Source organism: Pasteurella skyensis (assembly GCF_013377295.1).
In the GTDB taxonomy this organism is placed as follows: Bacteria; Pseudomonadota; Gammaproteobacteria; order Enterobacterales; family Pasteurellaceae; genus Phocoenobacter; species Phocoenobacter skyensis.
Genome location: NZ_CP016180.1, coordinates 1,076,532 through 1,099,515 on the forward strand (window position 1 = coordinate 1,076,532; position 22,984 = coordinate 1,099,515).

Genomic DNA, 22,984 nt, shown 5'->3' on the forward strand with positions numbered 1-22,984 from the left:
ATAATGTATTGGCTAACCTAAACCTTGTGATGATAACAACATTTGGCACTGCATTGGTGGAAGTGGCTTTGCTTTTTTCTTTTTTGATTTTGAATGCTTTTTAGGCTTAAACCACGAATAGAGCGTTGCTCCACAGCCCTCACCTTTTGGAATAGCGGTTTGATTTCTACAATTTTTTGATCCTTTAGGGCAATTCAAACGTACGTGCATATGCGCTGTATGCCCAAACCAAGGACGAATTTTTCGTAACCAAGTACGATCTCCTTTTGCTGTTTGACACAGTTTTACTTTAATAGCAGGATTTACAAAAATACGTGCCACATCACTATCTTGTGCTGCAAGACGAATTAACGTTGCTTGATCGTTACTCCAATTCGCATTCACCTCTGTATCCGAGCCATTCACCATCACTGTTGCGACAGGCTTCTGGGCTTGTTTATCCGTCAAAGGTCCAAAGCGTAGCCATATATCGACATCTAATCCTGTTTGATGACTAGCGTGCCCTGAAGAGAAACGCCCGCCTGCTGGCATTCCCATATCACCAATCAGTAATGGAGACAAACCTACTTTTTTGGCACGTTTTCCTAGTTGCTGAATAAAGTTGACCAAATTTAAGTGTCCATAAAATCGATTTTTATACGAACGTATAACCTGATAGCCTTTACCTTTAAGAGCCAATGGTTTTGCACCAATAATACAGCCATTTGCATAACTTCCAATAGATTGGATATTTCCTTTCACTGGAGATTTAATTTTTTCCCAATCACTCGCATTTACCATACTACTCAATACAAGGACACTTGAAAATAAGATGACTTTTAATCGTTTCATTTTGTTTCCCAAATTTAATCTGTTACTTACACTGTGCTTTAAAACGCAATAGATGATCCAATAATACAATTGCCATCATCGCTTCTGCAATAGGCACTGCACGAATCCCCACACAAGGATCGTGACGTCCTTTAGTGACGATTTCGACTGCTTGATTATCCACATTGACACTGCGACCTGAAACCATAATACTTGAGGTCGGTTTTAAAGCGATATGCGCCAGAATAGGTTGCCCTGAACTGATTCCACCTAAAACACCTCCTGAATGGTTAGATTCAAAACCTTGTGGCGTAATTTCGTCCCGATGTTGTGAACCTTTTTGCTCCACCACATCAAAACCATCGCCAATTTCCACTCCTTTAACCGCATTAATAGACATTAAAGCGTGCGCTAAATCTGCATCTAAACGATCAAAAACAGGCTCGCCCAATCCAGCAGGGACATTTTCTGCAATAACCGTTAATTTTGCACCAATGGAATTTCCCTCTTTTTTTAATTCTCTAATTAACGTATCAAAGTGAACGATCGCATTTGGATCAGGGCTAAAAAATGGATTGCTATTTACTTCATTCCAATCAATTTTTTCAATATCTACGACACTATTTGGATCAATTTTAACACTGCCAATTTGAGATAAATATCCTCTGACTTCAATACCAAAATGATGTTTTAAATATTTTTTTGCAATTGCCCCTGCTGCGACTCGCATTGCTGTTTCTCGAGCAGAAGATCGCCCACCGCCTCGATAGTCTCGAATGCCGTATTTTTTTTGGTAAGTATAATCAGCGTGTCCAGGGCGAAAATTATCTTTAATCTCACTATAATCTTGAGAGCGTTGATCGGTATTTTTAATCAATAAACCAATACTGGTACCTGTTGTTTTTCCCTCAAACACCCCTGATAAAATTTGCACTTCATCATTTTCTCGACGTGCCGTAGTATAACGAGATGTACCGGGTTTCCGACGATCAAGATCAACCTGTAGATCGGCTTCTGTTAAGGGTAAATTCGGGGGAATGCCATCAACAATACAGCCTAAGGCAATACCGTGTGATTCACCAAAAGTGGTGACTTTAAAAAGTTTTCCAATGCTGTTACCTGCCATATTTTTTCCTCTTTTTCTATTCCTGTTTTTGTGCCATTTTTTCTGCTATATATTGTTGTAATTTTGTACGAGACAGCTTTATACCACTTACTTGCCATCTCTCTGTATCTAATAAAAAATAATGAATCGGTTGTTTATATTTTTCTAAGTGTATTTTTGCAAATTCTTGTAAAGATCTGACCGCTTCAATGCTAAATCTTTGTTTAAATTGCACTAAAGCCACAGGACGCTCTCCAAACTCATCATCTTTTACTGGTACTACGATGATATTTTGCACTAAATCGCTCTGAAATAATACTCTTTCTATTTCTTCAGGTTGAATATTTTCCCCTCCCGAAATAAACATATTATCTTTTCGCCCAGTTATGACAAGCTGATTTTTCTGATTCCAATAACCCAAATCCTTTGTTTCAAACCAGCCTTGTGGATTAGTCAAAGGCACAATTTTACCTTTTAACCAATAGCCTAACGCCAAAGATTTCCCTTTTACCCAAATTTCATTATTACAAATGTGTATTTCTCTATTGGTTAATGGTTTACCCACATTATCTAACGCATTCCTTTCAGCCGTAACCGTTGATGCCATTTCGGTTAAACCATAGCTTGTCAATATAGTGATATTTTTTGCCATCGCTGTTGCTACTAATTCTTGTGGAATATGTGCACCACCCAACAAAATTGTCTGATCGCCTTTTCGCTCTCCTAACCAAGCTAAGTAACGTTGCAATTGCGTAGGAACAAGAGAAGCGTGGGTTACTTTCGATAAAGTATTCCAAATGCTCTGTTTATTTTCATCAATATACAAAGTGGCACCTTGTAACAGCCAACGCCATACAATACCCTGCCCTGAAACGTGAAAAAGTGGCAAACTTAATAACCAACTGTGATGTTGGGTAAAATTCATTAATTCACACACTCCAACCGCACTCGCAAGATGGTTATTAATAGAGTGCACCACAGCCTTAGGATCACCTGATGAACCCGAGGTTAATGTAAATGTTGCAGGTTCTTTTAATGAAAAAGAGGACTCATTTTTTCTCTCATTCTCTGCTAAAGTTAAAAAATGATGATCGGTTATAAAAATATCACAGTTATTCTGTGCTATTATTTTTTGACGTTGTAATATCGACAACTGAGGATTGAGCATTAATACTCTAGCACCGAGTTTTAATACTGCACAATAACAAAGTAAATTAATTAATTGATGAGTACCTGAATAAGCGACCAACTGTTGGGGCTTTATTCCCCAAGCGGTAAGATTGTTGACACATTTTGCAATTATGTTATCAAGTAACTGCCACGAAATCTCTCGTGGCAAAGTTGCATAAATTGAAGACGAACTAAAAAGATCGCCTTCTGTTTTATTCCATACAATCGCTGTTTGAGTTGTTTTTTGCTCAGACCAAGTTTTAGTAGGAAAGCAAGAAAAAGCCATTTTTAAACGAACTGTGCTCTAATGCGCTCAATTAGCTCTTCAGGCACTTGCATTGCTTCCATTAATTTTACTAAAATCAATCCTTTACGAGCGGTATTATTATTTGTAATTACCCAAAATGGTGAATCAGGAATGCGTTTTGCTCTCACGCCACTTCCTGTAGATAAAATAGTTTCCGCATCTTTCGCAAAGTAAATACGCTCACTGCCTTGAATATTTTCAGTACCATAAGCAAAACGTTGTGGTGCAGCAAAATAAAGAGCAGCTAAAATCATTAGAAAGCGTTTAACGACTTTGGTTTCATCAATAAATTCAGAAGATTTTAACACCTTATCCAAATGCTTTAATAAAAACTCTAAATCCTTCGCTTGTGCTTCTTTCTTTGCTTTCGGAGATTCTTTAACTAAACTTTTCAATTCGTTAATCATATCTTCCTGAATCAGGACAAAAGGCTTGGGTGCAGCAGGTAATCTTAATAGACGTCTTAAAATATCTGACGCAGTTTCGCCAATTGATTGTGTACGACTGGCAATGTAGTGGTATAATTCATCATCGACTTCGATTTTTTTCATTATTTTTTCCTTCATTATCTTGATTAGCAAAAAATTACTGGCATTATACTTAAGTTTGATCTTTTTCTCACCTGTAAAGATCACAAATTTGGATAAATTTATGACAAACAATACTATGACACAAACTTTTTTAAATTATAAATTGCAAAAAGCAAAAAATTGCAAAAATTTGCAACAATCACACCGCTTATTAGTGTTTATACACGGATTATTTGGCGATCTCAATAATTTAGGTGCTATTGCACGTGGTTTTGAAGAAGATTATGACATTTTACGTCTTGATTTACGTAATCACGGTCACTCTGTACACAGTGATGAAATGAATTTTGACTTAATGGCAACCGATGTAAAAAACCTACTGGAACATCTAGATCTTCAGCCTGCTGTTGTAATAGGACATTCTATGGGAGGCAAAGTCGCAATGAAATTAGCCGATATTGCTCCTCACTTAGTCGAGCAATTGGTGATTATTGATATTTCACCTGTGAAATATACTGAAAATCGTCACGATGCTATTTTTGCAGGCTTATTCGCCGTACAAAGCTCTGATGCTAAAAATCGTATTCAAGCACAGGAAGCAATGCAACCTCATATAAAAGAGCAAGGTATTCAACAGTTTATGCTAAAATCATTTGCACCAACACAACCAGAACGCTTTCTCTTTAATTTAACGGCATTGCAAAAAAATTATGAAAATATCAGTGATTGGAGTGACGTTTATGTCGATAAACCAACACTTTTCATTAAAGGCGAATTATCCGATTATATTAAAAAAGAGTACAAACAACGGGTTTTAAAACAGTTTCCACAAGCGAAATTATTTATTGTAAGCAAAGCCGATCATTGGGTACACGCAGTGAAACCGAATACTGTAATCAGAGCTATTACACGTGTTTTACAAGGTGAATAATACTATTGTTAACCAAATTGAACGATTATTTTGGTCACCGATAGATGGCATATGAAACAAGCCAAATTACATTTTGAACATTTAGGCTATAAAATACTTCCTGCGAGTGTAGGCTGTTCTCAAGGGTTAAATTTTGGTATGCTTTCTTTCATTCCACAATTTCGAGCGTTATATAACAGTAGCTTAGCTTTAAAAGAAATGATAGGTTACTGGGTTGCAAAAATTTGCAAATTTTTACCCATAAATAACCGCTTAAGATTGACTATTTAGATAGCTATATTATGCTAGAAGCCTAAGCTTTAATAAATAAGAGAGACTAAAAACCTTGCTTCAGTTAATAATGACATTATTTACTTTTATTTTAAACATTATAAAACGAATAACTCGCTTTGTTATGGCAGGGTTACTCCTGCTTGCTCTCTTAATTATTGGAGTGGATTATTTCACCAGCTACTTGGTTAAAGATCAAATTTATACGGATATCAATAAAATTCCCTACCGCAGCTATGGTGTTGTATTAGGCACAGCAAAATATTTTCCCTCAGGAAAAGATAATCTCTATTATCAAAATCGCTTAGAAAGTGCCATAACACTGTTTAAACATAAAAAAGTGAAGCAATTATTACTCAGTGGGGACAACACTACGCCTTATTATAATGAACCTAAAAATATGACAAAAGATCTACGTAAAAAAGGGATCCCAAAATACGCTTTGCACCAAGATTATGCAGGTTACAATACTCAATCTTCCGTGCTTCGGGCCAATAAAACCTTTAATTTACAATCTTTTACGATTATTAGTCAAAAATTCCATTGTGAACGTGCACTGTTGATCGCAAAATTCCACCAAATTAACGCCATCTGCTTTGTCGCAAAACACCCTAAAGGGTTCTATAAAGTCAGAGTGCGTGAATACTTTGCTCGAGTTGGTATGTTGCTTGATTTTCTCACAGGTAAAATGCCTAAAACCTTAGAAGTGATCGAAGAGGCAAAAAAAGCCTCTTAATAGAAGTATATAACGATTATATTTGAATAATACCTGTTAAATACTGAACTGCATTTCCTGAAATGGAAACCCTCTCATTCATCACTTCACAGTAAATAACGCCGCCACGCTGAGAAGCTTGATAAGCAACTAATTTGTTCTTATTTAAACGTTCAGCCCATAATGGTGCTAAACCTGTATGAATTGAACCTGTAACAGGATCTTCATCTCCTCCATTAGCTGGCCAGAAATACCTTGAAATAAAATCGTAACCCTCTGTTTCTGATTGACAAGTCACTACAACATCAAAAGGAGCAAGCTTTTTAAGTAATTCATTATGACGTAAAACAGACAAAACATCCGCTTCAGACTTATAGATCACAAAATATGCTTGATTATTCTGATAAACTTCCTCAGGCTGAATAGAAAGCCCTTGTTCTAAATATTCTGGAATCGTCGAGATTTTTTGTGGCATCATATTTGGAAAGTTCATCACAATTCTTCCCGATTCAATATCTCTTACCACAGATAATTCACCCACTGCTTTCGCTAAAAATGTGATCTGCTGTGTTTCTGGAAACATTTTAAATAACACAAATGCCGATGCCAATGTGGCGTGCCCACAAAAATCAATTTCTATTATCGGCGAAAACCAACGAATTTCATATATATCAGGTTTGACCATCACTAAAAAAGCCGTTTCAGACAGGTTATTCTCTGATGCAATTAATTGCATTTTTTCAGAGGGAAGCCAATCATCAGTAATAATTACCGCCGCTGGATTTCCACCAAATACATTGTCTGTAAATGCATCAACTATATTTATTTCCAGTTTCATTTTTTCTCCTTACTGCTCTAATGTCTCTGTATGAATATGCCATTTTTCCTCTTTAATTTTTAAGCTATAAAAATAAGGTAATGGAATCGTAACCCTTTCAGATGAACGGACATCTAAATCATAAGTACAAATCGTCTCATCTTGCTCATTCTTCAAATACCACCGAATCCTTTTTGCCTGCTTATCCTTTATGTAAATACTAGTATGTAAAGCCCCAATATCAATCATTCCAATATGAAAATAAGGAATTTTTTCGATATCAGATAATGGAAACTCAGGAAATGCCTTACTTTTTCCGTCTAAATTACGACTATCGTGAATCAACACACTTTGAGCAACAGTCGGATAAATCATTTCCCTTAGAAAAACTTGATCCACCGTTCTTCCTCTTATCTGTAAACTCTCCAAACGATTTTGGATCATCTCTTGAATATGAGGAAAAACGCCCGTATAACCGCCCCACATCCCTGCTAAAATCAGTTCTGAATGCTCTATGCCATCACGCATAATATGAAACCATTTTCCTGACTGTAACCAATCATCGACGGCTGCTTTTTCTTTATAAGAAAGCAAAGAATCAGCATCTCTAATTATAAAACAATCCACATTCGGATCGCTCATCACCAAAAAGCGCCAAAATAAGCCATTATTTTTTGACTTATCATTATCAACAAAGAAAACTTGCGCATCTAATGCTGTCAAACGCTGAATAACCATTGAAGGAACTGTATCATCAACATAAAATCGACATGTCCATTCTGGATAAATTTGCTTAGCAAGTTGCGTATTTAACACCGCACACTCACAATAACGAGGCGAATCACCAAAGAGGGAATAACTAATGATATTACGAGCTTTTTCCTTACTCAAACCTGTTGGTACTGCTGTCGGTAAAGAATATAAATAGGTCGATTGTTGAGCCTCTTGCTCTTTTAACCTAATTGAACGTTTAGCATAATGCAAGGCCTCTTCAAAACGTTTCATTTGATAACAAGTCGTTGTAAGAGAATCTAAAATTTTCACATAATTAGGATCAATCGCTAAAACAGATAACGAGATCGCATAAGCTTCCTCTAGTTGATTAGATTTTCTTTTTACATAAGCCAAATCACTTAACGCCACCAAATGCTCAGGAAGAATGGTCAGAATTTTATTAAGCAACTGCTCCGCCTTCTCCCACTGGCAACTATCTAAAGCAACACGAACTTGCATTGATATTTGATCTAAATAATCATTCAAACTCTGAATAGAATCAAAATTTGTCTTCTTTAATTGCTGAAGTGATATAGTTAATCCCATCAAAACACCTCTATTATCTAATTTTAAAATTATAATTCACATTAGCCATATAATATACCTCTCATTATTCTGTACCTGAGTAAGTATTTTAGTTTATATTAAAATATAACAAACAGTTATATCAATAAAAATAGGCATAAATAAGCGGTATGATTTTAACAAAAATTTACAAATTTTAACTGATTTTAAAATTCACTTCAAAAAACTAAATTTTAACTACAGTTAATCTCTGTTTTACGGACGGTGATTAAAATCTAAAAACATTTTCTAAAATAAAAACCTGCCTGCTTAATTTATAAAAAATAAGAAAATTATGATTAAAAATCATTCAATCATACCTTTATTTTACACTAAAATTCGCATTTTTACGAATTTTAGTGTAAAATAAATCTCAAAAACAAGAAAATACGAGTATGCTTAAAACAATAAGAAAAGAAATATGTGCAAATATTTTTACTGCACTGAAAAAACGAGGTTTTACCTATGAACAGTGCTGTCACTCATTTAATCACTTGTATAAAGAAGATATTGAAATGCGTGGATTGAAAAAACTCAATAAGGACTTTTTATACCGAATTAAGAAAGAGAATTTTTCTCCAACAAATATTCGGGTAGTCAAACTATGTGAATTTTTACATATTGATACTAATAAATTACAAACTACTCAGGATTTATGTAAGGAAGCACTGATGGTTGATGAACTTGTAAAAATGAAACCTCATTTACAAAATGAAATCGCTGTTTTGATTCATAACTTGATTGTACTAACAGATAAGACAGGAGCCTCAAAATGAAATTTATTGATTTATTTGCAGGGTTAGGTGGTTTCCATACTGGATTTGCTGAACATGGGTTTAAATGTGTTTTTGCGAGTGAGATAGATGAGAGTTTACAACAACTTTATAAAGCAAATTATCACATTTCCCCCCAAGGAGATATTACAAAAATTAAAGTAGAAGATATCCCAAAACACGATGTAATTTGTGCTGGTTTTCCTTGCCAACCTTTTTCTCTTGCAGGAAAGAAAAAAGGAGCAAGTTGTCCATCTAGTGGAAAACTTATTGATGAAGTTATTAGAATCACCAAATATCACTTACCTAAATATGTTCTTCTTGAGAATGTACCAAATGTTTTAACTATTGCTAACGGTTCATTTTGGCAATATTTAGTTAAATCATTTGCAGACATTGGCTATTCTGTAGATTATCGAATTATATCTCCTGTAGATATAGGTATACCACAAAACAGAAAAAGAATTTTTATTATTGCTTACCCTACTGGAAAAGAGTTAATTGATATATGGCCAACAAAAGAAATATCTGCACCTGTTTCTTTTGAAACATTTTTAAATAAAACACTTGAACATAAATTACTCGAAGAGAAAAAATATCAACAATTAGTACTCTGGCAAAAACTTATACAAAACTGTGGCTTACCTGAACGAGGTTCTTTTTCATTGGTTGCACCTGAGTTTGGTGCTACTTACCCCGAAGATTTCAGTAAATTGACATTGAAACAAATAAAAGAATATAAAGGCGCCTATGGTCAAAGTTTATATCATTGCAAAAGCTGGACTGATGTATTGGAAAAACTACCTGCCTATGTAAGAAAGGAAAGAAAAGTAGCATCTTGGATCCAACCATCAATACAATTAAGTCGTTATTTTTATTCCCAAAATAAACAATATATTACTAAATGGAAACAAAAATTAGATAAAGAAAATAACAGCTGGCAGATATTAGAATGGCGTGGTATTAGAAATCTACCTGATCTGAATACCCATCTTATTCAATTTAGAGCTTCAGGTATTCGAGTTTTAAAACCACAAATAGCTCCTTCTCTAATTGCAATGACACCCACTCAAATTCCTGTGATTTTCTCAGAAAAACGCTATCTATCAAAATATGAGGCGGCTAAACTGCAACATTTGCAGTCTTTGGAGTTTTTACCTCAAAATATGACTAAAGCATTTAAAGCACTGGGAAATGCGGTAAATGCTCGAATTGTATCGTGCATTGCTAAAAACTTAAAATTATCTCTGGCTTAATTAACACTCCCTATCAAAAGCCCATTGAAGTAGTTGTTGTGTATTTCTAATCAAATCATCTATTTCTACTTTTGTAGGGGTACAACGTCCATGTGAGGTCAAATTTAATAGACCGACAAATGGTTCTGAAGCACGATTATTTTCTTTCATAACACGTTTTAATGTTTCATAATTATCCGGTATAATGTGACTGTTACTTTGTAGGTATTTATAAAGAGCAACAATAGATTTATCCCTTGCTTTCTCATAATGAGTTTCAGATTCTGCTTTTAACTTATCAATAATACTCACTTCAAGAATAGTTCTATACACTAAGCAAAATGCCCATATTCGGTTTTGCTCATAAAGCCATATCGCATCATCAATAAAATTATCAAGTAAGGTATAAGTCTCGGGTGCAGATATTCTTTTTAACAGAATTATTGGACTATTTTTCTTAAAATGCTGATTTTTAGTTTGACTAAGCTTAGTTGATTTTGTAGTTGGTTTAGATGATTTTTTTGCTTGTTGTTGCTTTTCTTTACTACCTGATTTTTTATAATAATCCTCCCAATCGCTACAAGCAATAAAATCATATTCCACAGCTTTTCTACTTCTATATTCAACAGCCTGTTGCAAAAAATCTTCAATGCCTTCTTGTTTTTTAAATTCAGAGAGAAATAAATATTCATCAAAAGTAAATTCACCTTTTGAATTGCTAATTGCTTGTCCATCTAAGTGTAATTCAGCATAAAATCTTGATGGTGTTGCTTTATTTGCAGTACCAACAAGATCAACTGGTCGATAAGGATTAACTTCCATTCCCTTAATTAAACGACCATATCGAAACAATCGCAAACCTGGATTTTTTACTTGACTCGCTTCACTCCCTAAACTAAAAAATCCTTTGATTTCTTTTCCATTAAATTCAAAAGAGACATCTTTTTTCCAAAGTTTCTTTTTGCCAATTGTATAAAGTTGCCCATCTTTTAGCCTACACACAGGAAAAACAAGCGGTTGATTAGAAACCGGTAACTCAGAAAAATCTTTCTTAGGAAATGTATTTTCCTGATATTTGAAATAAATTCTCAGAATAGGATTATCTCTAGAAGTAAATAACTGATAAGTCTCATCAATTTCTTCCCAAGCTCTTAAAGCTTGATTCTTTTCTATCTGCTGTGTTAATTTGGATAAAGTAATTCTAACTCCTGATGTAACTTTCTTTCTCTCAATTTTTTCTAAAGCAACTCGATCTTGATTATTTTCAAGCAATTGGTTTAAATCAAAATTAATTCTATAAGCTGAATCACTATCAATCGGATAACTCTCTAAAGACCATGCTCTACCAAACCACATTGAAGCAGCTTTCATACCAATACCAAACTCGTTCAGTGATTGTTCACTAGGTTTATAAGCCGGTTTCATTGCTCGTTCTATATCAGAAAAAGCTATTCCTACTCCATCATCTTCAATAATAATATGATCTTTCTGTATACTAATATTAATAGTTAAAATACTTGGTAATTCTGGTATACCATTTGTTCTAGCAGAACGAAATGCTTCAAGCGCATTATCAATATATTCACATAATGCACCTTTAACAGTGTATGGATAACTTTCTAATAAATTGTAAAATTGCATATCAGGTGAAACATCAACCGATGTAGGATAGTTCGTTTTCATAATAAACACCTTGTTAAATTAAAAATAATTTTTTACACTATTAAATTATAACCAATGAAAAATAAATAATCTAAAAATTTAAAACAATATATTAGACTCAACAAATATCGTTTGATATTTTCCACAAAACAATATTACTTTTTTATCTCATATTGATACTAATTATTTATAAAATACACTTGTACTTTTTATCGGCAAATATATAATGTAATTACGTTTTATATACTTATGATTAAGGAAAAATTTATGTCTATGCAAAGTACGATGAATTTTAAGATTGATCCAGCATTAAAAAGTGATTTTTTACATGCTTGCCAAAGTAAAGGACTTTCAGCAAGTTTGGTCATTCGCGAGCTAATTTCTGGTTATTGTCAAGAAAATGAACCTGAACCAAATATCGAAACATTACAAGCAATGAAAGATGCTATCAATAGTACAAATACAACAACAATGACAGCGGAAGAATTTTTTGCTTGGGCAGAGGCTGAAAGTGCTAAAAATTGAGAAAACAAAGGCTTTTGAGAAAGATTTTAAAAAAGTGGGGTTAATTGCACCATTAGTTGATGTTCTACATTACCTAATTAATGGTAAAAAATTACCAGCTAAATACCGTGATCACGCTCTAAAAGGCAAGTATGCAATATTTCGAGAATGTCACGTCAAGCCTGATTTATTACTAGTTTATTATATTGAAAATAATATTTTGAAATTAGTTAGATTAGCAAGCCATAGTGAGTTATTTTAACTAGTGTTATAGTTTAAGGAGAAGCTTCTATAATGCAAAAAAACTAGGCAGATATAGCCTATTAGATTTATTATTTTAAAGGGATTTTATTAGGAATAAACCTATATAAAATCATAACCAAACAGGAGGGTAAGATGTTACTCATCTCCCTTTTTATCCTGCTATTATTCATTCAATACCACCACCCAAAACCACAAAAATCTTATTGCACAAAACCCAAATCCGCTCAACCAAATACCCATAAAAATCATCCTAAACCTCAATGGGTAATTAATGAAATTATTTACCTTAAGGCTATAATGGGAAAGCAAATAGGCTGTAGAAAAATCGCCAATACCTTTAACCGCTTACATAAATCTGAAACAGTTGGTAAAACCTTTGTAGCAAATACTATCCGTAAACATCAATATCATATTCAACAGCAACGCTATAAAATAAAACAAAAATTACCTCTAGAAATGGCAATCAACCATACTTGGGCAATGGATTTAAGTTTTTACTCCTCCCAAATGCTACTGGGTATTCTCGATCACGGATCTCGTAAGTTACTTTATTTGCAACCTATCAAAAATAAATCCAGTTGGATGTTACTCGGTTATCTATGCTTAACCATTGCAAAATATGGCAAACCTCAAAAGTTACGCACAGATAATGAAATTATTTTTAATAGTTTTGTGTTTAAAACTTTCTTAAAACTCGTAAATATCAAAAAGCAAACCACTCCTGTGGCGTCCCCTTGGTGCAATGGCAGAATAGAGAGATTATTTGGAACACTTAAACCAATGATTAAAACGCATTATATTGAAAATTATTTTACCCTAAACAGCTTTTTAAAACAGTTTAAATATTGGTATAACAATCACCGCACCCACCAAAACTTAAAAGGAAAAACACCTAATGATATTTGGTATCAAAATAATAAAAACAGGCGTAAATAATAAATAAGCGGTATGATTTAAACTAAAACTTGCAAATTTTAACTGTCCGCAGAGAACAGGGTATAATTATAGTTAAAATTTAGGTTTTTAAAGTAACTTTTAAAAATCAGTGATTAAAATCTAAAAAAATTTGCTAGAAATAAAAAATCGCCTGCTTAATTTATAAAAAAGCAGGCAGATTTAGACTAAAAATCACTCAATCATAGTTAAAGAAAGAGCTGTCCGTAGTGCGGACAGGACATCTAGAACATTAATTCTTAATTTATCTATCGGAAAACAAACTGTAGAATGATAAACATCACTACTTGGTGTAATAACAGAAAATGAACTTCCCTGTGTGTCCATATTAGGCATTAATTTTTGATTAATACTTTGTTGCCTTTGCTCGGAGCGTTTAAAAATATCTTCAGGATTCGTATTGGGAACATTATGAGCAATTATTTGACCACTGTAAATAATGCTTAGTAGAAGGATCGTTAGTTTTAATATTAGTTTCATAACTTTACTTAATTCAGTTATTAATCAACATATCAAATTCTATCTTATTTAGAGTAGTTATAATAACTCTATTTTGAAATAACTCAAGTAAATAATGAAAAAAATAGCTTTAGTTTTGTCCTTTATTTCTCAATAACACAATATTAACTAAGTTGAGGGAAGGTATGTACAATGATAAAGAAGTATTTAAAATTTAGGCATTTAATATCCTTTTCAATTCAAAATAAACTATATTAGTTTATGATTTGCACATATCAACAACTGATAACTATATAATATAAAAATATATAGAAATATGACAATTTTTGCATATAAGCTACACCTCGAAACCTATTTTTAGAACTTACACAGCTTATTAAATAGTAGCTTAAAATTAGATTTTAGATATAATCCTAGCTAAAAATCAACCATTTATCCCATTATTAATCAAGAAATAATATACGTTTCATTCACATAATTTGTAAACAAATCATTTTTGTATCATAATGTATTAATATTTAATTTTTCGAGTCAAAGAAAGGTACATCTTAGGCTTTACTCAGCATCAAATAATACACCTTAATACCTACTATTTAATTGCTTAACCAATGATTTTGAACCGCCAATAACCATTACAAGTATATTATTCTCTCTTAGATATATTTTATTCTCTTTTACCCAATCCATAGACGCCTTAGTTGTATCAGTCCTACTTGCTTTACCTGTTTATCGATCTGATAAGGTGGATAAATAGTTTCCATATTCGCTATTACAAAAGGGTATTTGTAGCATAATATGATGAGTAAAAATAATTTTTTCATTCTGAGACTTCCGATGTAAAACAAATAGGCTGTGGGAATTTTACCGTAGTAATGTACACATCAGGTTCTCTCATATCACAGTTATATCTTCTCCAATATGTCCAACTATAACCTCCTATTTCATTATTGGTCATTGTTAGATTCATCATCTTGATAACGAACATGTGTTAAAATAGTATCTACATTAACTCATATAATCTATTGATTTTTTACAAAATATTAAGAATTATTCTTGCTCTAATTAAAATATGATCTTGTCCTGCGTTTTTTAAAACTCCTCCAATAAGCGATCTTTTAAATGCTGTTTTTGCTCTTCAGATAACGCTCTATTTTCAGCATTGGACACCACAAAAAAGTCTTCTACTCGCTCGCCTATCGTGGTGATTTTTGCATTGAGTAATTGTATATTTAATTCATTAAAAATTTCACTCATATGTGCCAATAATCCTTCTCGATCCAAGCTTTTAAATTCAAACTCTGTTTGATCTAAACGTGCATTTTCTAAAAATGTGACCTCTGTTTTATGGTGAAAAGCATCAAATCTCACTGGTTTTTTAATAAGTTCAAAATCGTGCTGGTGAGAGTGAGATAAAACATCTGATAACACGCTTTGCAACTGTTCGCAGCGAATATCTGAAAGTGCTTTTCCATCATATTCTGAAACAATAAAACTATCAAAAACCAATTTATTATTGGTTAAGATTTGCGCTGATAAAATGCTCATTTTCTTTTTACTTAATAAATGTGCAATTCTAGAAAATAGCCGTGCCATATCCTTACAATGAATAAATACTTCAATAATATTGTGATGATTATTATTAGTGACTAACACTAAAGGCAATGCTTGCTCCGCTTTTAAATATCCTTCAATATGCCATTGTAATTGTGCTGTGGAATGGCGTATAAAATAGCTTATTGGGCAGTTCTTCCAATACTCTTCTATTAATTGCATTTGTGTTTTGCTATATATTTCTTGTAACTGCTCTCGTGCTTTATTTTGATTTAATAATCCTACTTGTTGGTAATCTACAGGATGTTCATTTCCTATAATCAGCTGTTGTTGAGTGAGTTTAAAAAGTTGATTAAAAAGCTGTGATTTCCATTGTGTCCAAAAAGTCTTATTGGTGGAGGACATATCCGCATAGGTCAAACAAAGTAATGCCGATAAAGCGGTCTGATTTCCCACTGTTTTTGCAAATTCTGTGATCACATCAGGGTCGTAAATATCTCGCCGTTGCGCAGTCATCGACATCGTCAAATGTTCCGCCACCAGCCACATTATTAATTTGGTACGCTCCTCACTGAGATTATGCAATTTAGCAAATTGATAAACCTCTAATGCCCCTTTTTCTGAATGGTCACCACTGCGACCTTTTGCTATATCATGAAACAAGGCAGCTACGTAGATCGCTGTGCGATCTTCACTTTCACGAAATAACAGCGAACACAATGGGGAAATATCATTGTCTGGTTCTAATAAATTCTCCAAAGTTTGCATTACACGAATAGTATGCTCATCAACGGTGTAGATATGTAACATATTAAATTGCATTAAACCTTGAATATTTTGCCATTGAGGTAAATATGCCGTTAATACACCTAAATTGTGCATTGGTTCGATCGCTTTTTTAACAAAGTTAGGTTGTGAGAAAAGTTGCATAAAGCGTTCTCTTGCTTTTGGTAATTCGCTGAGTGAGTAATCTAATTTTTTGATAGATAAACGCAAATATCGTAATGCGGAGACACTGGCTTTTGCCGTTGGAATTTGAGTTAAGTGATAAAATAAATCTAAGATAGAACAAGGATCATCTTCAAAACAGCGATAATCCTCTGTGCCTGAAATTAGGTTATCTTGTAGATAAAAATGGCGATCTAATTTTATTTTCTCACCTTGAGGATTTCGACAATTTAAGACTGTTTTTTCAAAGTTAACCAATAATAAATGACTTAATTGAGCAATAGATTGCGTCGCTCGGAAATAAGCTCGCATCATTTTTTCTACTGGTCGATTGCCTTCACCCTGATAACCCAAGCGCTCACTTAATCGTAATTGACGATCAAACCTTAAACGATTATCATAGCGTTTTAGTTGTAAATGTAACCCAAAACGCATTTTGAACAATACGGCTTGTGCATTTTCTAATTCAATATACTCTTCTGGAAAAAGCAGTTTCTGTTCAAATAATTCAGACAGTGAATACACACCATAATACCTTAACATCACCCACATTAATAAATGCAGATCCCTAAGTCCTCCTGGACTATGTTTTAAATCTGGTTCAAGGCTATAGCTAGTATTATGGTAACGTCTATACCGTTGCTTTTTCTCCGCTATTTTTGCAGCTAAAAAGTCTTTAATCTCCCAAAAGTCAGATTGATGAATACGTTCTAGAAAATGATAAAAATATCCGCTATCCCCTATTAAAAAACGCCCTTCAAGCATATTGGTCGCAATAGAAATTTCTGCTTTTCCTAACTCTATACATTCATCAAGAGTACGCACCGCAGAACCCACTTGTAACTTTAAATCCCATAGCAATGTAAAAAAGGCATTTATTTGCTGCTGAGTAGGTTCATCTAACGCCTCTTTCGTTAATACTAAAATATCTAAATCCGATAAAGGAAACATTTCACGGCGACCATAGCCCCCTACTGCAATTAACGTTAAATGAGGATTTTTATCAAATTCAAAGGCTTTCCATAATTTAAGCAATAATTGATCGTAAAAGTCACTTCGTTGATGTACTAACATCAGAGTATCGACCACAGGAAAGTGGCGATCTTGCTGTTGATTAAATTCTGTAATTTGTTGTTTTAATTCAGTTAGATTCATTATTTTAATATCTGATCAAATGGCATTTAGATACCCTATCATAATCCTATATAACATACAGGGCAAGATGCTAAGTGAAACTGGTACGATTAAGATGATGGCATTCAATGGCTAAACAAGGCAACTAGCGCTATTCAAATATCAAAAAATTTTACTATACCAAGCACTCCACTGCCCTCTTGCTACTTGAATTTTATAACTTTTATCATCAAAATTGACCGTTATCATTCCCTCTTTTGCCGTATTTAACACTTTAATTTGATTATCTTTTAAACGTTTTATCACTTTCTTATTCGGTAAATGCCACATATTCCAACGTCCTGTAGAAACCATTGCAAATTTAGGCATTGTATTACTCAGTAACAACTGACTGGTACTTGTTTTACTACCGTGATGGGGAACTTGTAAAAAATCTATTTTACCTATTTGTGGCGCAAAATCAGGTTCTTTGCTATAAGTAATATCACCCGTTAACAGTATTTTAAATTTTTTTATTGTGACTAATATGACACACGAATTTGCATTTTTTGCTCTTAATGTGACCGCTATCGGATAGTAACTTTGTAGACGAAAATCACCAAATTGCCATTGCTTTCCTTGAACGCAGGTTTCTGCTTTTCGATGGGCATACTGACGATAACTGGATGAAATCAATCGTGCTTTTGGATATTCATTTAAAATATCAACAATCCCCCCTGAATGATCTTTATCATCGTGACTTAAGAAGATCCCTTTCACATCAATGCCATTACGTTTTAAATAGGGCAGAATTTCTAATTTTGCCATTGAATTTTTAGTCTTTCCTTTCCCCCAACTGACTCCTGTATCATATAACACCGCCTGAGTTCGTAAGCCTTCTCGATAAATAAAAGCATTAGCTAAGCCCTGCCCAACATCAAACGTGATCCATTGTGTTTTAGGTTGAGTAAAGAAATAAATATAAAATAAGCTGTTAAATATAATGGTATTCAACCCAATATATTTCCAAAATAATTTTAATTTATGATTTAACCACGCATATAACACCATTAAGATCAAAAGGTTAAGCGTTAAAATTTGCCATTGTTGATATTGACTTAATATGATCCAATCATTTGCAAGAGGGTTTAATAATGCAAGGCTCATTTGCAATAAATAATCCACTAAGTGCCACGTATTCAATAGGTTATTGGTTATAAGTGAAAATAAAATGAGAGGAACTACAAGTAAGCTGTAAAAAGGCACGATAACTAAATTAGCGATAAAAGCAAAAAATGAGGTTCCTTCAAAAAAATAAAATTGGATTGGGGTAAAAAGTAACAAAATACCCAACTGTAAATGTAAGATTGCAATAATAAAACGCACAAAAGGATTATTCGTGGTGTTAGACTTAAAAGATAAATTGTCTATTATCTGTTTTAAAGGAAAATAACGATACCAAATGATTAAACACCATACCGCTAAAATAGAAAGCCAAAAGCTACTAGATAATAAGGTGATCGGGTAACAAAATAATAATACAGCAACAATCCGCCACCACAACTGCATTGCCGTATAATGCCTCCGAGCTAATTGACATATTAATATAAGACTAATGGCAAGTAAGGCTCTTAAGGTTGGAATAGAAAAATTAGCTAAAAAAGAGTATGCAACAGCACTGAATAGCCCTAATAATAGAGGTAAGCGGTAAGATAATACACACTTTTTGCAAAAATTCTTACCAATGTACCCGCTTGTTTTACTCAAGATAGACAAAATAATATATTGCAATAGTTTCGCAAACCAAAAACCTAACCACGTCACTAAACCAATATGTAAACCTGAAATAGCAATCAAATGTGCAGTGGTAGTCTGTTTAAAAATATGCCAATGAGATGCAGTCAGCCACGCTCTTTCTCCAAATCCAAGAGCCAGAATAAGCCCTTGAGTGGCTAAATGTTGCGTTTGAGTTTTAGTATGATTTAACCATTTTGTTCTAATAGAAAAATCAAACATCGATTTTTTATCAATAAGTTTTGCACGTTTTACAATAGCAATACCATTCATTTTATTTGCAAAATACCACTGTTGACGATTAAAATTTCCTTGATTTAAACGACCTGAAATAGGACGAATTTTAAGTGTCGCTTGATAATGCTGCTCTAATTTCAACGGTATATTATTTCGCCATTGTAGATAAAGCCTTTTACCATTATATAATTCTCCAATAGCCGTTTTATAATCCTGTTGATGTAAAATTTTGACGATTTTTAATGGCTTTGTTACCGTTGTAGCGGTTACATTCTCCGCATTTTTTGCAATTTGTTGCACATTATAAAAACTCATTGCAATAACTAATCCCAAAAGCCCCCATAATCTTTTTTTATGCCATAACATCACGACTGCCACTATCACACTCATAACAATAATGATTGAAAAATAATCTAATGGTAGCCATAAAAGCACGACTTGAAGTAGCACAAATAAAATACAAAATTTATCTAAATTCATTTTTTTCTCTTATAAATTGCAAACAAGTATGCAAATTTATGCAAAATTTATCCTCAAATTCCCTAATTTATTCGATCAAGATCACAAAAATTGTTTTTGCTTTGTTAAAAAGTTGTGTTTTTTGTAAGAAATTAAGTTTTTTGAATTTGTTTAAGGCATAATATAGACTACTTAAAAACGTTAATTTAGATTTAAACCATTATGCAGACTAAGTACAAAAATTTGAATGATTGGTTAAGTTCATCGCCATTTAATGGTTCAAGCCAATCTTATATTGAAGATATTTATGAACAATATCTAGATGATCCTACTTCTATTGAACAAAGTTGGTGTGATATTTTCGATCAACTACCCGCACTTCAACCAGATACTACAGAGCAAGCTCACTCCCCTATTCGACATTATTTCCGACGCTTAGCAAAAGCAAATCAATCTAATGTGGATTCCGTTATGGATCCAAAAATGGGAATGAAGCTGGTAAAAATATTACAGTTTATTAATGCTCACCGTTTTCGTGGTTATTTAGAAGCTAATCTTGATCCTCTAAACTACTACCGCTGGAAAACCTCCTCTGTTCCTGAATTAGACTACCGTTATCACGGTTTTACTGAAGCTGATTTAGATGAAGAGTTTATTATTGGGCACGTTGCTTATAATAAAGAGAAAATCACCTTACGAGAATTGGCTCAAAAGCTAAAAGAAACCTATTGTGGTAGTATTGGGCTTGAATTTATGCACGTTCAAGATCAAGAGCAGAAAACGTGGTTACAAGCAAAAATGGAGAGTCTTCTTCAAAAACCCCTTTTCACACCTCAAGAGCGCATCAAATTCTTAGAAGAGCTTACCGCTGCTGATGGCTTAGAACGTTATTTAGGGGCAAAATTTCCTGGTGCAAAACGCTTCTCCTTAGAAGGTAGCGATGCGTTTATTCCAATGATGAAAGAAATTATACGCCACGCAAGTCATCAAGGCATATCAGATATCACAATGGGAATGGCACATCGTGGTCGTTTAAATGTGCTAGTAAACGTATTAGGCAAAAAAACCGCTGAGCTTTTTGATGAATTTTCAGGAAAACATTCAACAGAGCGAACAGGAGATGTAAAATATCATCAAGGATTCTCTTCCTATTTTGCCACTGATGAAAAATTAATGCATTTAGTACTGGCATTTAATCCATCTCATTTAGAAATTGTCAATCCTGTTGTCATTGGTGCAACGAGAGCAAGACAAACTCGAATGAATAAAGGACAGGATAACGTCTTAGCAGTCACAGTTCACGGTGATTCTGCTTTAGCAGGTCAAGGAGTAGTACAGGAGACCTTAAATATGTCTCATGCTCGTGGCTACACTGTTGGTGGCGCTATTCGTATTGTGATTAATAACCAAATTGGTTTTACGACTTCTAATCCGCTTGATACTCGTTCAACTGAATTTTGTACTGATATTGCAAAAATGATTCAAGCGCCTATTATTCATGTTAATGGTGACGATCCTGAAGCAGTGGCATTTGCTTCACAAATGGCAGTAGAATATAGATCTTTATTTAAACGAGATATTTTTATTGAACTCATTTCCTATCGTCGTCATGGTCATAATGAAGCTGATGAGCCTATGGCAACACAGCCGATGATGTATAGCATTATCAAAAAACATCCGACACCTCGTAAAATTTATGCGGATCGATTAATCGCAGAAGGTGTTGTCACAGAAGAACAAGTAACAGAAATGGTAAATCTGTATCGTGACGCACTCGATAATGGTGAACGTGTTGTTCCTGAATGGCGTAAAATGGATAAAACAAAAGCCAATTGGGTACAATTCCTTGATCATGATTGGAATACTCCTTATCAAAGTCAATTCCCAGCAGATCGTTTTGTTACTCTTGCTCAAAAAGTATCTTCTTATCCTGATACTATTACACCACAATCAAGAGTTGCAAAAATTTATAATGATCGTACCGCTATGGCAAAGGGGGAAAAACCTTTTGACTGGGGTATGGCTGAAATAATGGCTTACGCAACTTTACTTGATGATGGCACTCATATTCGCCTTTCAGGAGAAGATGCAGGGCGAGGCACTTTTTTCCATCGCCATTCCGTTATTCATAATCAAAAAGATGGTTCAGGCTATATTCCATTAATGAATATTCATTCTAGTCAAGGTAGATTTGAAGTATGGGATTCCGTTCTTTCCGAAGAAGCGGTACTTGCTTTTGAATATGGGTATGCAATAACCTCTCCAAGAACATTAACGATTTGGGAAGCGCAATTTGGTGATTTTGCTAATGGTGCTCAAATTGTAATCGACCAATTTATTAGCTCTGGTGAGCAAAAATGGGGTCGTATGTGTGGCTTAGTAATGTTACTCCCTCACGGTTATGAAGGACAAGGACCTGAGCACTCTTCTGCTCGTTTAGAGCGTTACTTACAACTCTGTGCTCAGCATAATATACAAGTCTGTGTTCCTTCAACGCCTGCGCAAGTTTATCATATGTTACGTCGTCAATCTGTGCGTAAAATGCGTCGTCCTTTGGTGGTTCTCTCACCAAAATCATTATTACGACACCCTCTTGCCATCTCAACACAAGAGGAACTAGTAAATGGTACATTCCAGAATGTCATCGACGAAATTGATAATATCGATCCTAAAAATGTAAAACGTGTTGTATTTTGTTCTGGTAAGGTCTATTACGATCTCTTAGAACAACGCCGTAAAAATCAACAAAACGATGTCGCGATTCTTCGTATTGAACAGCTATATCCATACCCAATGAAAGAAATTGTTCAGATTCTAGAATCTTATCAACACGTTACGGATTATGTATGGTGTCAAGAAGAACCTCAAAATCAAGGGGCGTGGTACTGTAGTAAGCATAATTTTGAAGACTCTATTCCAGCTGGATCGACATTAAGTTATGCTGGTAGAGAAGCTTCTGCTTCACCTGCAGTCGGCAGTATGGCACTACATACACAACAACAAAAACAATTGGTTGATGATGCATTAACCCTTTAGAA

At 33.9% G+C, this 22,984-nt stretch carries 19 protein-coding genes; 9 read left to right on the forward strand and 10 right to left on the reverse strand.

Annotated elements, in window-relative coordinates; genetic code table 11:
- Positions 1–12: 12 nt before the first annotated feature.
- The 4 genes from mepA to seqA are packed head-to-tail and all read right to left on the reverse strand — an operon-like array spanning position 13 to position 3,943.
- Positions 13–831, reverse strand: coding sequence for a penicillin-insensitive murein endopeptidase (gene mepA / locus A6B44_RS05285; protein WP_090921932.1), 819 nt, complete (start codon positions 829–831; stop codon positions 13–15).
- 22 nt (positions 832–853) lie between these two features.
- Positions 854–1,936: a chorismate synthase gene (gene aroC / locus A6B44_RS05290; protein WP_090921934.1), complete on the reverse strand. Its 1,083-nt coding sequence runs from the start codon at positions 1,934–1,936 to the stop codon at positions 854–856.
- Positions 1,937–1,952: 16 nt separating this feature from the next.
- Positions 1,953–3,371, reverse strand: coding sequence for an o-succinylbenzoate--CoA ligase (gene menE, locus A6B44_RS05295; RefSeq protein WP_090921936.1), 1,419 nt, complete (start codon positions 3,369–3,371; stop codon positions 1,953–1,955).
- 2 nt (positions 3,372–3,373) lie between these two features.
- Positions 3,374–3,943, reverse strand: coding sequence for a replication initiation negative regulator SeqA (gene seqA / locus A6B44_RS05300; RefSeq protein WP_090921938.1), 570 nt, complete (start codon positions 3,941–3,943; stop codon positions 3,374–3,376).
- A gap of 100 nt (positions 3,944–4,043) precedes the next feature.
- On the opposite strand from seqA, the gene A6B44_RS05305 reads away from it, so the two are divergent.
- From A6B44_RS05305 to A6B44_RS05315, 3 genes are all read left to right on the forward strand, one after another.
- Complete coding sequence (locus tag A6B44_RS05305) at positions 4,044–4,853, forward strand: alpha/beta fold hydrolase (RefSeq protein WP_090921940.1); 810 nt, start codon at positions 4,044–4,046, stop codon at positions 4,851–4,853.
- A 30-nt stretch (positions 4,854–4,883) separates the two neighbouring features.
- Positions 4,884–5,123, forward strand: coding sequence for a YdcF family protein (locus tag A6B44_RS05310; protein ID WP_338000889.1), 240 nt, complete (start codon positions 4,884–4,886; stop codon positions 5,121–5,123).
- A gap of 124 nt (positions 5,124–5,247) precedes the next feature.
- A complete protein-coding gene (locus tag A6B44_RS05315) occupies positions 5,248–5,859 on the forward strand; it encodes a SanA/YdcF family protein (RefSeq protein ID WP_246253136.1) in 612 nt (203 codons plus the stop codon).
- A gap of 16 nt (positions 5,860–5,875) precedes the next feature.
- Here A6B44_RS05315 and A6B44_RS05320 read toward each other — a convergent pair whose 3' ends face one another.
- A complete protein-coding gene (locus tag A6B44_RS05320; protein ID WP_090921946.1) occupies positions 5,876–6,676 on the reverse strand; it encodes a PhzF family phenazine biosynthesis protein in 801 nt (266 codons plus the stop codon).
- 9 nt (positions 6,677–6,685) lie between these two features.
- Positions 6,686–7,975 (reverse strand): tetratricopeptide repeat protein, encoded by a 1,290-nt coding sequence (locus A6B44_RS05325; protein ID WP_090921948.1) that lies wholly within the window; start codon positions 7,973–7,975, stop codon positions 6,686–6,688.
- Between the two features lie 413 nt (positions 7,976–8,388).
- Between A6B44_RS05325 and A6B44_RS05330 the strand changes: the two genes are divergently transcribed.
- Both A6B44_RS05330 and A6B44_RS05335 read left to right on the forward strand, forming a co-directional pair.
- On the forward strand, positions 8,389–8,769 hold the full coding sequence (locus A6B44_RS05330) for a hypothetical protein (RefSeq protein WP_090921950.1): 381 nt from the start codon (positions 8,389–8,391) through the stop codon (positions 8,767–8,769).
- Entirely contained in the window at positions 8,766–10,022 is a 1,257-nt protein-coding gene (locus A6B44_RS05335; RefSeq protein ID WP_090921952.1) for a DNA (cytosine-5-)-methyltransferase, read from the forward strand. The genes A6B44_RS05330 and A6B44_RS05335 overlap by 4 nt, the downstream gene beginning before the upstream one ends.
- Here A6B44_RS05335 and A6B44_RS05340 read toward each other — a convergent pair whose 3' ends face one another.
- Positions 10,023–11,684 carry an ATP-binding protein gene (locus A6B44_RS05340; protein WP_090921954.1) on the reverse strand — a complete coding sequence of 554 codons (1,662 nt, stop codon included), beginning with the start codon at positions 11,682–11,684 and terminating at the stop codon, positions 10,023–10,025.
- A 246-nt stretch (positions 11,685–11,930) separates the two neighbouring features.
- Between A6B44_RS05340 and A6B44_RS05345 the strand changes: the two genes are divergently transcribed.
- From A6B44_RS05345 to A6B44_RS05355, 3 genes are all read left to right on the forward strand, one after another.
- Entirely contained in the window at positions 11,931–12,188 is a 258-nt protein-coding gene (locus A6B44_RS05345) for a hypothetical protein (protein ID WP_090921956.1), read from the forward strand.
- Complete coding sequence (locus tag A6B44_RS05350; RefSeq protein WP_090921958.1) at positions 12,175–12,429, forward strand: type II toxin-antitoxin system YafQ family toxin; 255 nt, start codon at positions 12,175–12,177, stop codon at positions 12,427–12,429. The genes A6B44_RS05345 and A6B44_RS05350 overlap by 14 nt, the downstream gene beginning before the upstream one ends.
- A gap of 299 nt (positions 12,430–12,728) precedes the next feature.
- Positions 12,729–13,367, forward strand: a complete 639-nt coding sequence (locus tag A6B44_RS05355) for an integrase core domain-containing protein (protein WP_176673482.1) — start codon at positions 12,729–12,731, stop codon at positions 13,365–13,367.
- 192 nt (positions 13,368–13,559) lie between these two features.
- Here the strand turns inward: A6B44_RS05355 and A6B44_RS05360 are convergent, their stop codons facing one another.
- From A6B44_RS05360 to A6B44_RS05370, 3 genes are all read right to left on the reverse strand, one after another.
- On the reverse strand, positions 13,560–13,865 hold the full coding sequence (locus A6B44_RS05360; protein WP_090921962.1) for a hypothetical protein: 306 nt from the start codon (positions 13,863–13,865) through the stop codon (positions 13,560–13,562).
- A gap of 1,068 nt (positions 13,866–14,933) precedes the next feature.
- Positions 14,934–17,498 carry a bifunctional uridylyltransferase/uridylyl-removing protein GlnD gene (gene glnD, locus A6B44_RS05365; protein ID WP_090921964.1) on the reverse strand — a complete coding sequence of 855 codons (2,565 nt, stop codon included), beginning with the start codon at positions 17,496–17,498 and terminating at the stop codon, positions 14,934–14,936.
- A gap of 141 nt (positions 17,499–17,639) precedes the next feature.
- On the reverse strand, positions 17,640–19,967 hold the full coding sequence (locus A6B44_RS05370) for a DNA internalization-related competence protein ComEC/Rec2 (protein WP_090921966.1): 2,328 nt from the start codon (positions 19,965–19,967) through the stop codon (positions 17,640–17,642).
- A gap of 201 nt (positions 19,968–20,168) precedes the next feature.
- Between A6B44_RS05370 and sucA the strand changes: the two genes are divergently transcribed.
- Entirely contained in the window at positions 20,169–22,982 is a 2,814-nt protein-coding gene (gene sucA, locus A6B44_RS05375) for a 2-oxoglutarate dehydrogenase E1 component (protein WP_090921968.1), read from the forward strand.
- Positions 22,983–22,984 lie beyond the last annotated feature (2 nt).

Coding starts and splice junctions, on each gene's coding strand:
- A6B44_RS05340 (WP_090921954.1), bottom strand. CDS start 11,684: ATGAAAACGAACTATCCTACATCGGTTGATGTTTCACCTGATATGCAA.
- A6B44_RS05335 (WP_090921952.1), top strand. CDS start 8,766: ATGAAATTTATTGATTTATTTGCAGGGTTAGGTGGTTTCCATACTGGA.
- A6B44_RS05305 (WP_090921940.1), top strand. CDS start 4,044: ATGACAAACAATACTATGACACAAACTTTTTTAAATTATAAATTGCAA.
- A6B44_RS05355 (WP_176673482.1), top strand. CDS start 12,729: ATGGGAAAGCAAATAGGCTGTAGAAAAATCGCCAATACCTTTAACCGC.
- glnD (WP_090921964.1), bottom strand. CDS start 17,498: ATGAATCTAACTGAATTAAAACAACAAATTACAGAATTTAATCAACAG.
- mepA (WP_090921932.1), bottom strand. CDS start 831: ATGAAACGATTAAAAGTCATCTTATTTTCAAGTGTCCTTGTATTGAGT.
- A6B44_RS05325 (WP_090921948.1), bottom strand. CDS start 7,975: ATGGGATTAACTATATCACTTCAGCAATTAAAGAAGACAAATTTTGAT.
- A6B44_RS05370 (WP_090921966.1), bottom strand. CDS start 19,967: ATGAATTTAGATAAATTTTGTATTTTATTTGTGCTACTTCAAGTCGTG.
- A6B44_RS05345 (WP_090921956.1), top strand. CDS start 11,931: ATGTCTATGCAAAGTACGATGAATTTTAAGATTGATCCAGCATTAAAA.
- menE (WP_090921936.1), bottom strand. CDS start 3,371: ATGGCTTTTTCTTGCTTTCCTACTAAAACTTGGTCTGAGCAAAAAACA.
- aroC (WP_090921934.1), bottom strand. CDS start 1,936: ATGGCAGGTAACAGCATTGGAAAACTTTTTAAAGTCACCACTTTTGGT.
- A6B44_RS05320 (WP_090921946.1), bottom strand. CDS start 6,676: ATGAAACTGGAAATAAATATAGTTGATGCATTTACAGACAATGTATTT.
- A6B44_RS05330 (WP_090921950.1), top strand. CDS start 8,389: ATGCTTAAAACAATAAGAAAAGAAATATGTGCAAATATTTTTACTGCA.
- sucA (WP_090921968.1), top strand. CDS start 20,169: ATGCAGACTAAGTACAAAAATTTGAATGATTGGTTAAGTTCATCGCCA.
- seqA (WP_090921938.1), bottom strand. CDS start 3,943: ATGAAAAAAATCGAAGTCGATGATGAATTATACCACTACATTGCCAGT.
- A6B44_RS05360 (WP_090921962.1), bottom strand. CDS start 13,865: ATGAAACTAATATTAAAACTAACGATCCTTCTACTAAGCATTATTTAC.
- A6B44_RS05315 (WP_246253136.1), top strand. CDS start 5,248: ATGGCAGGGTTACTCCTGCTTGCTCTCTTAATTATTGGAGTGGATTAT.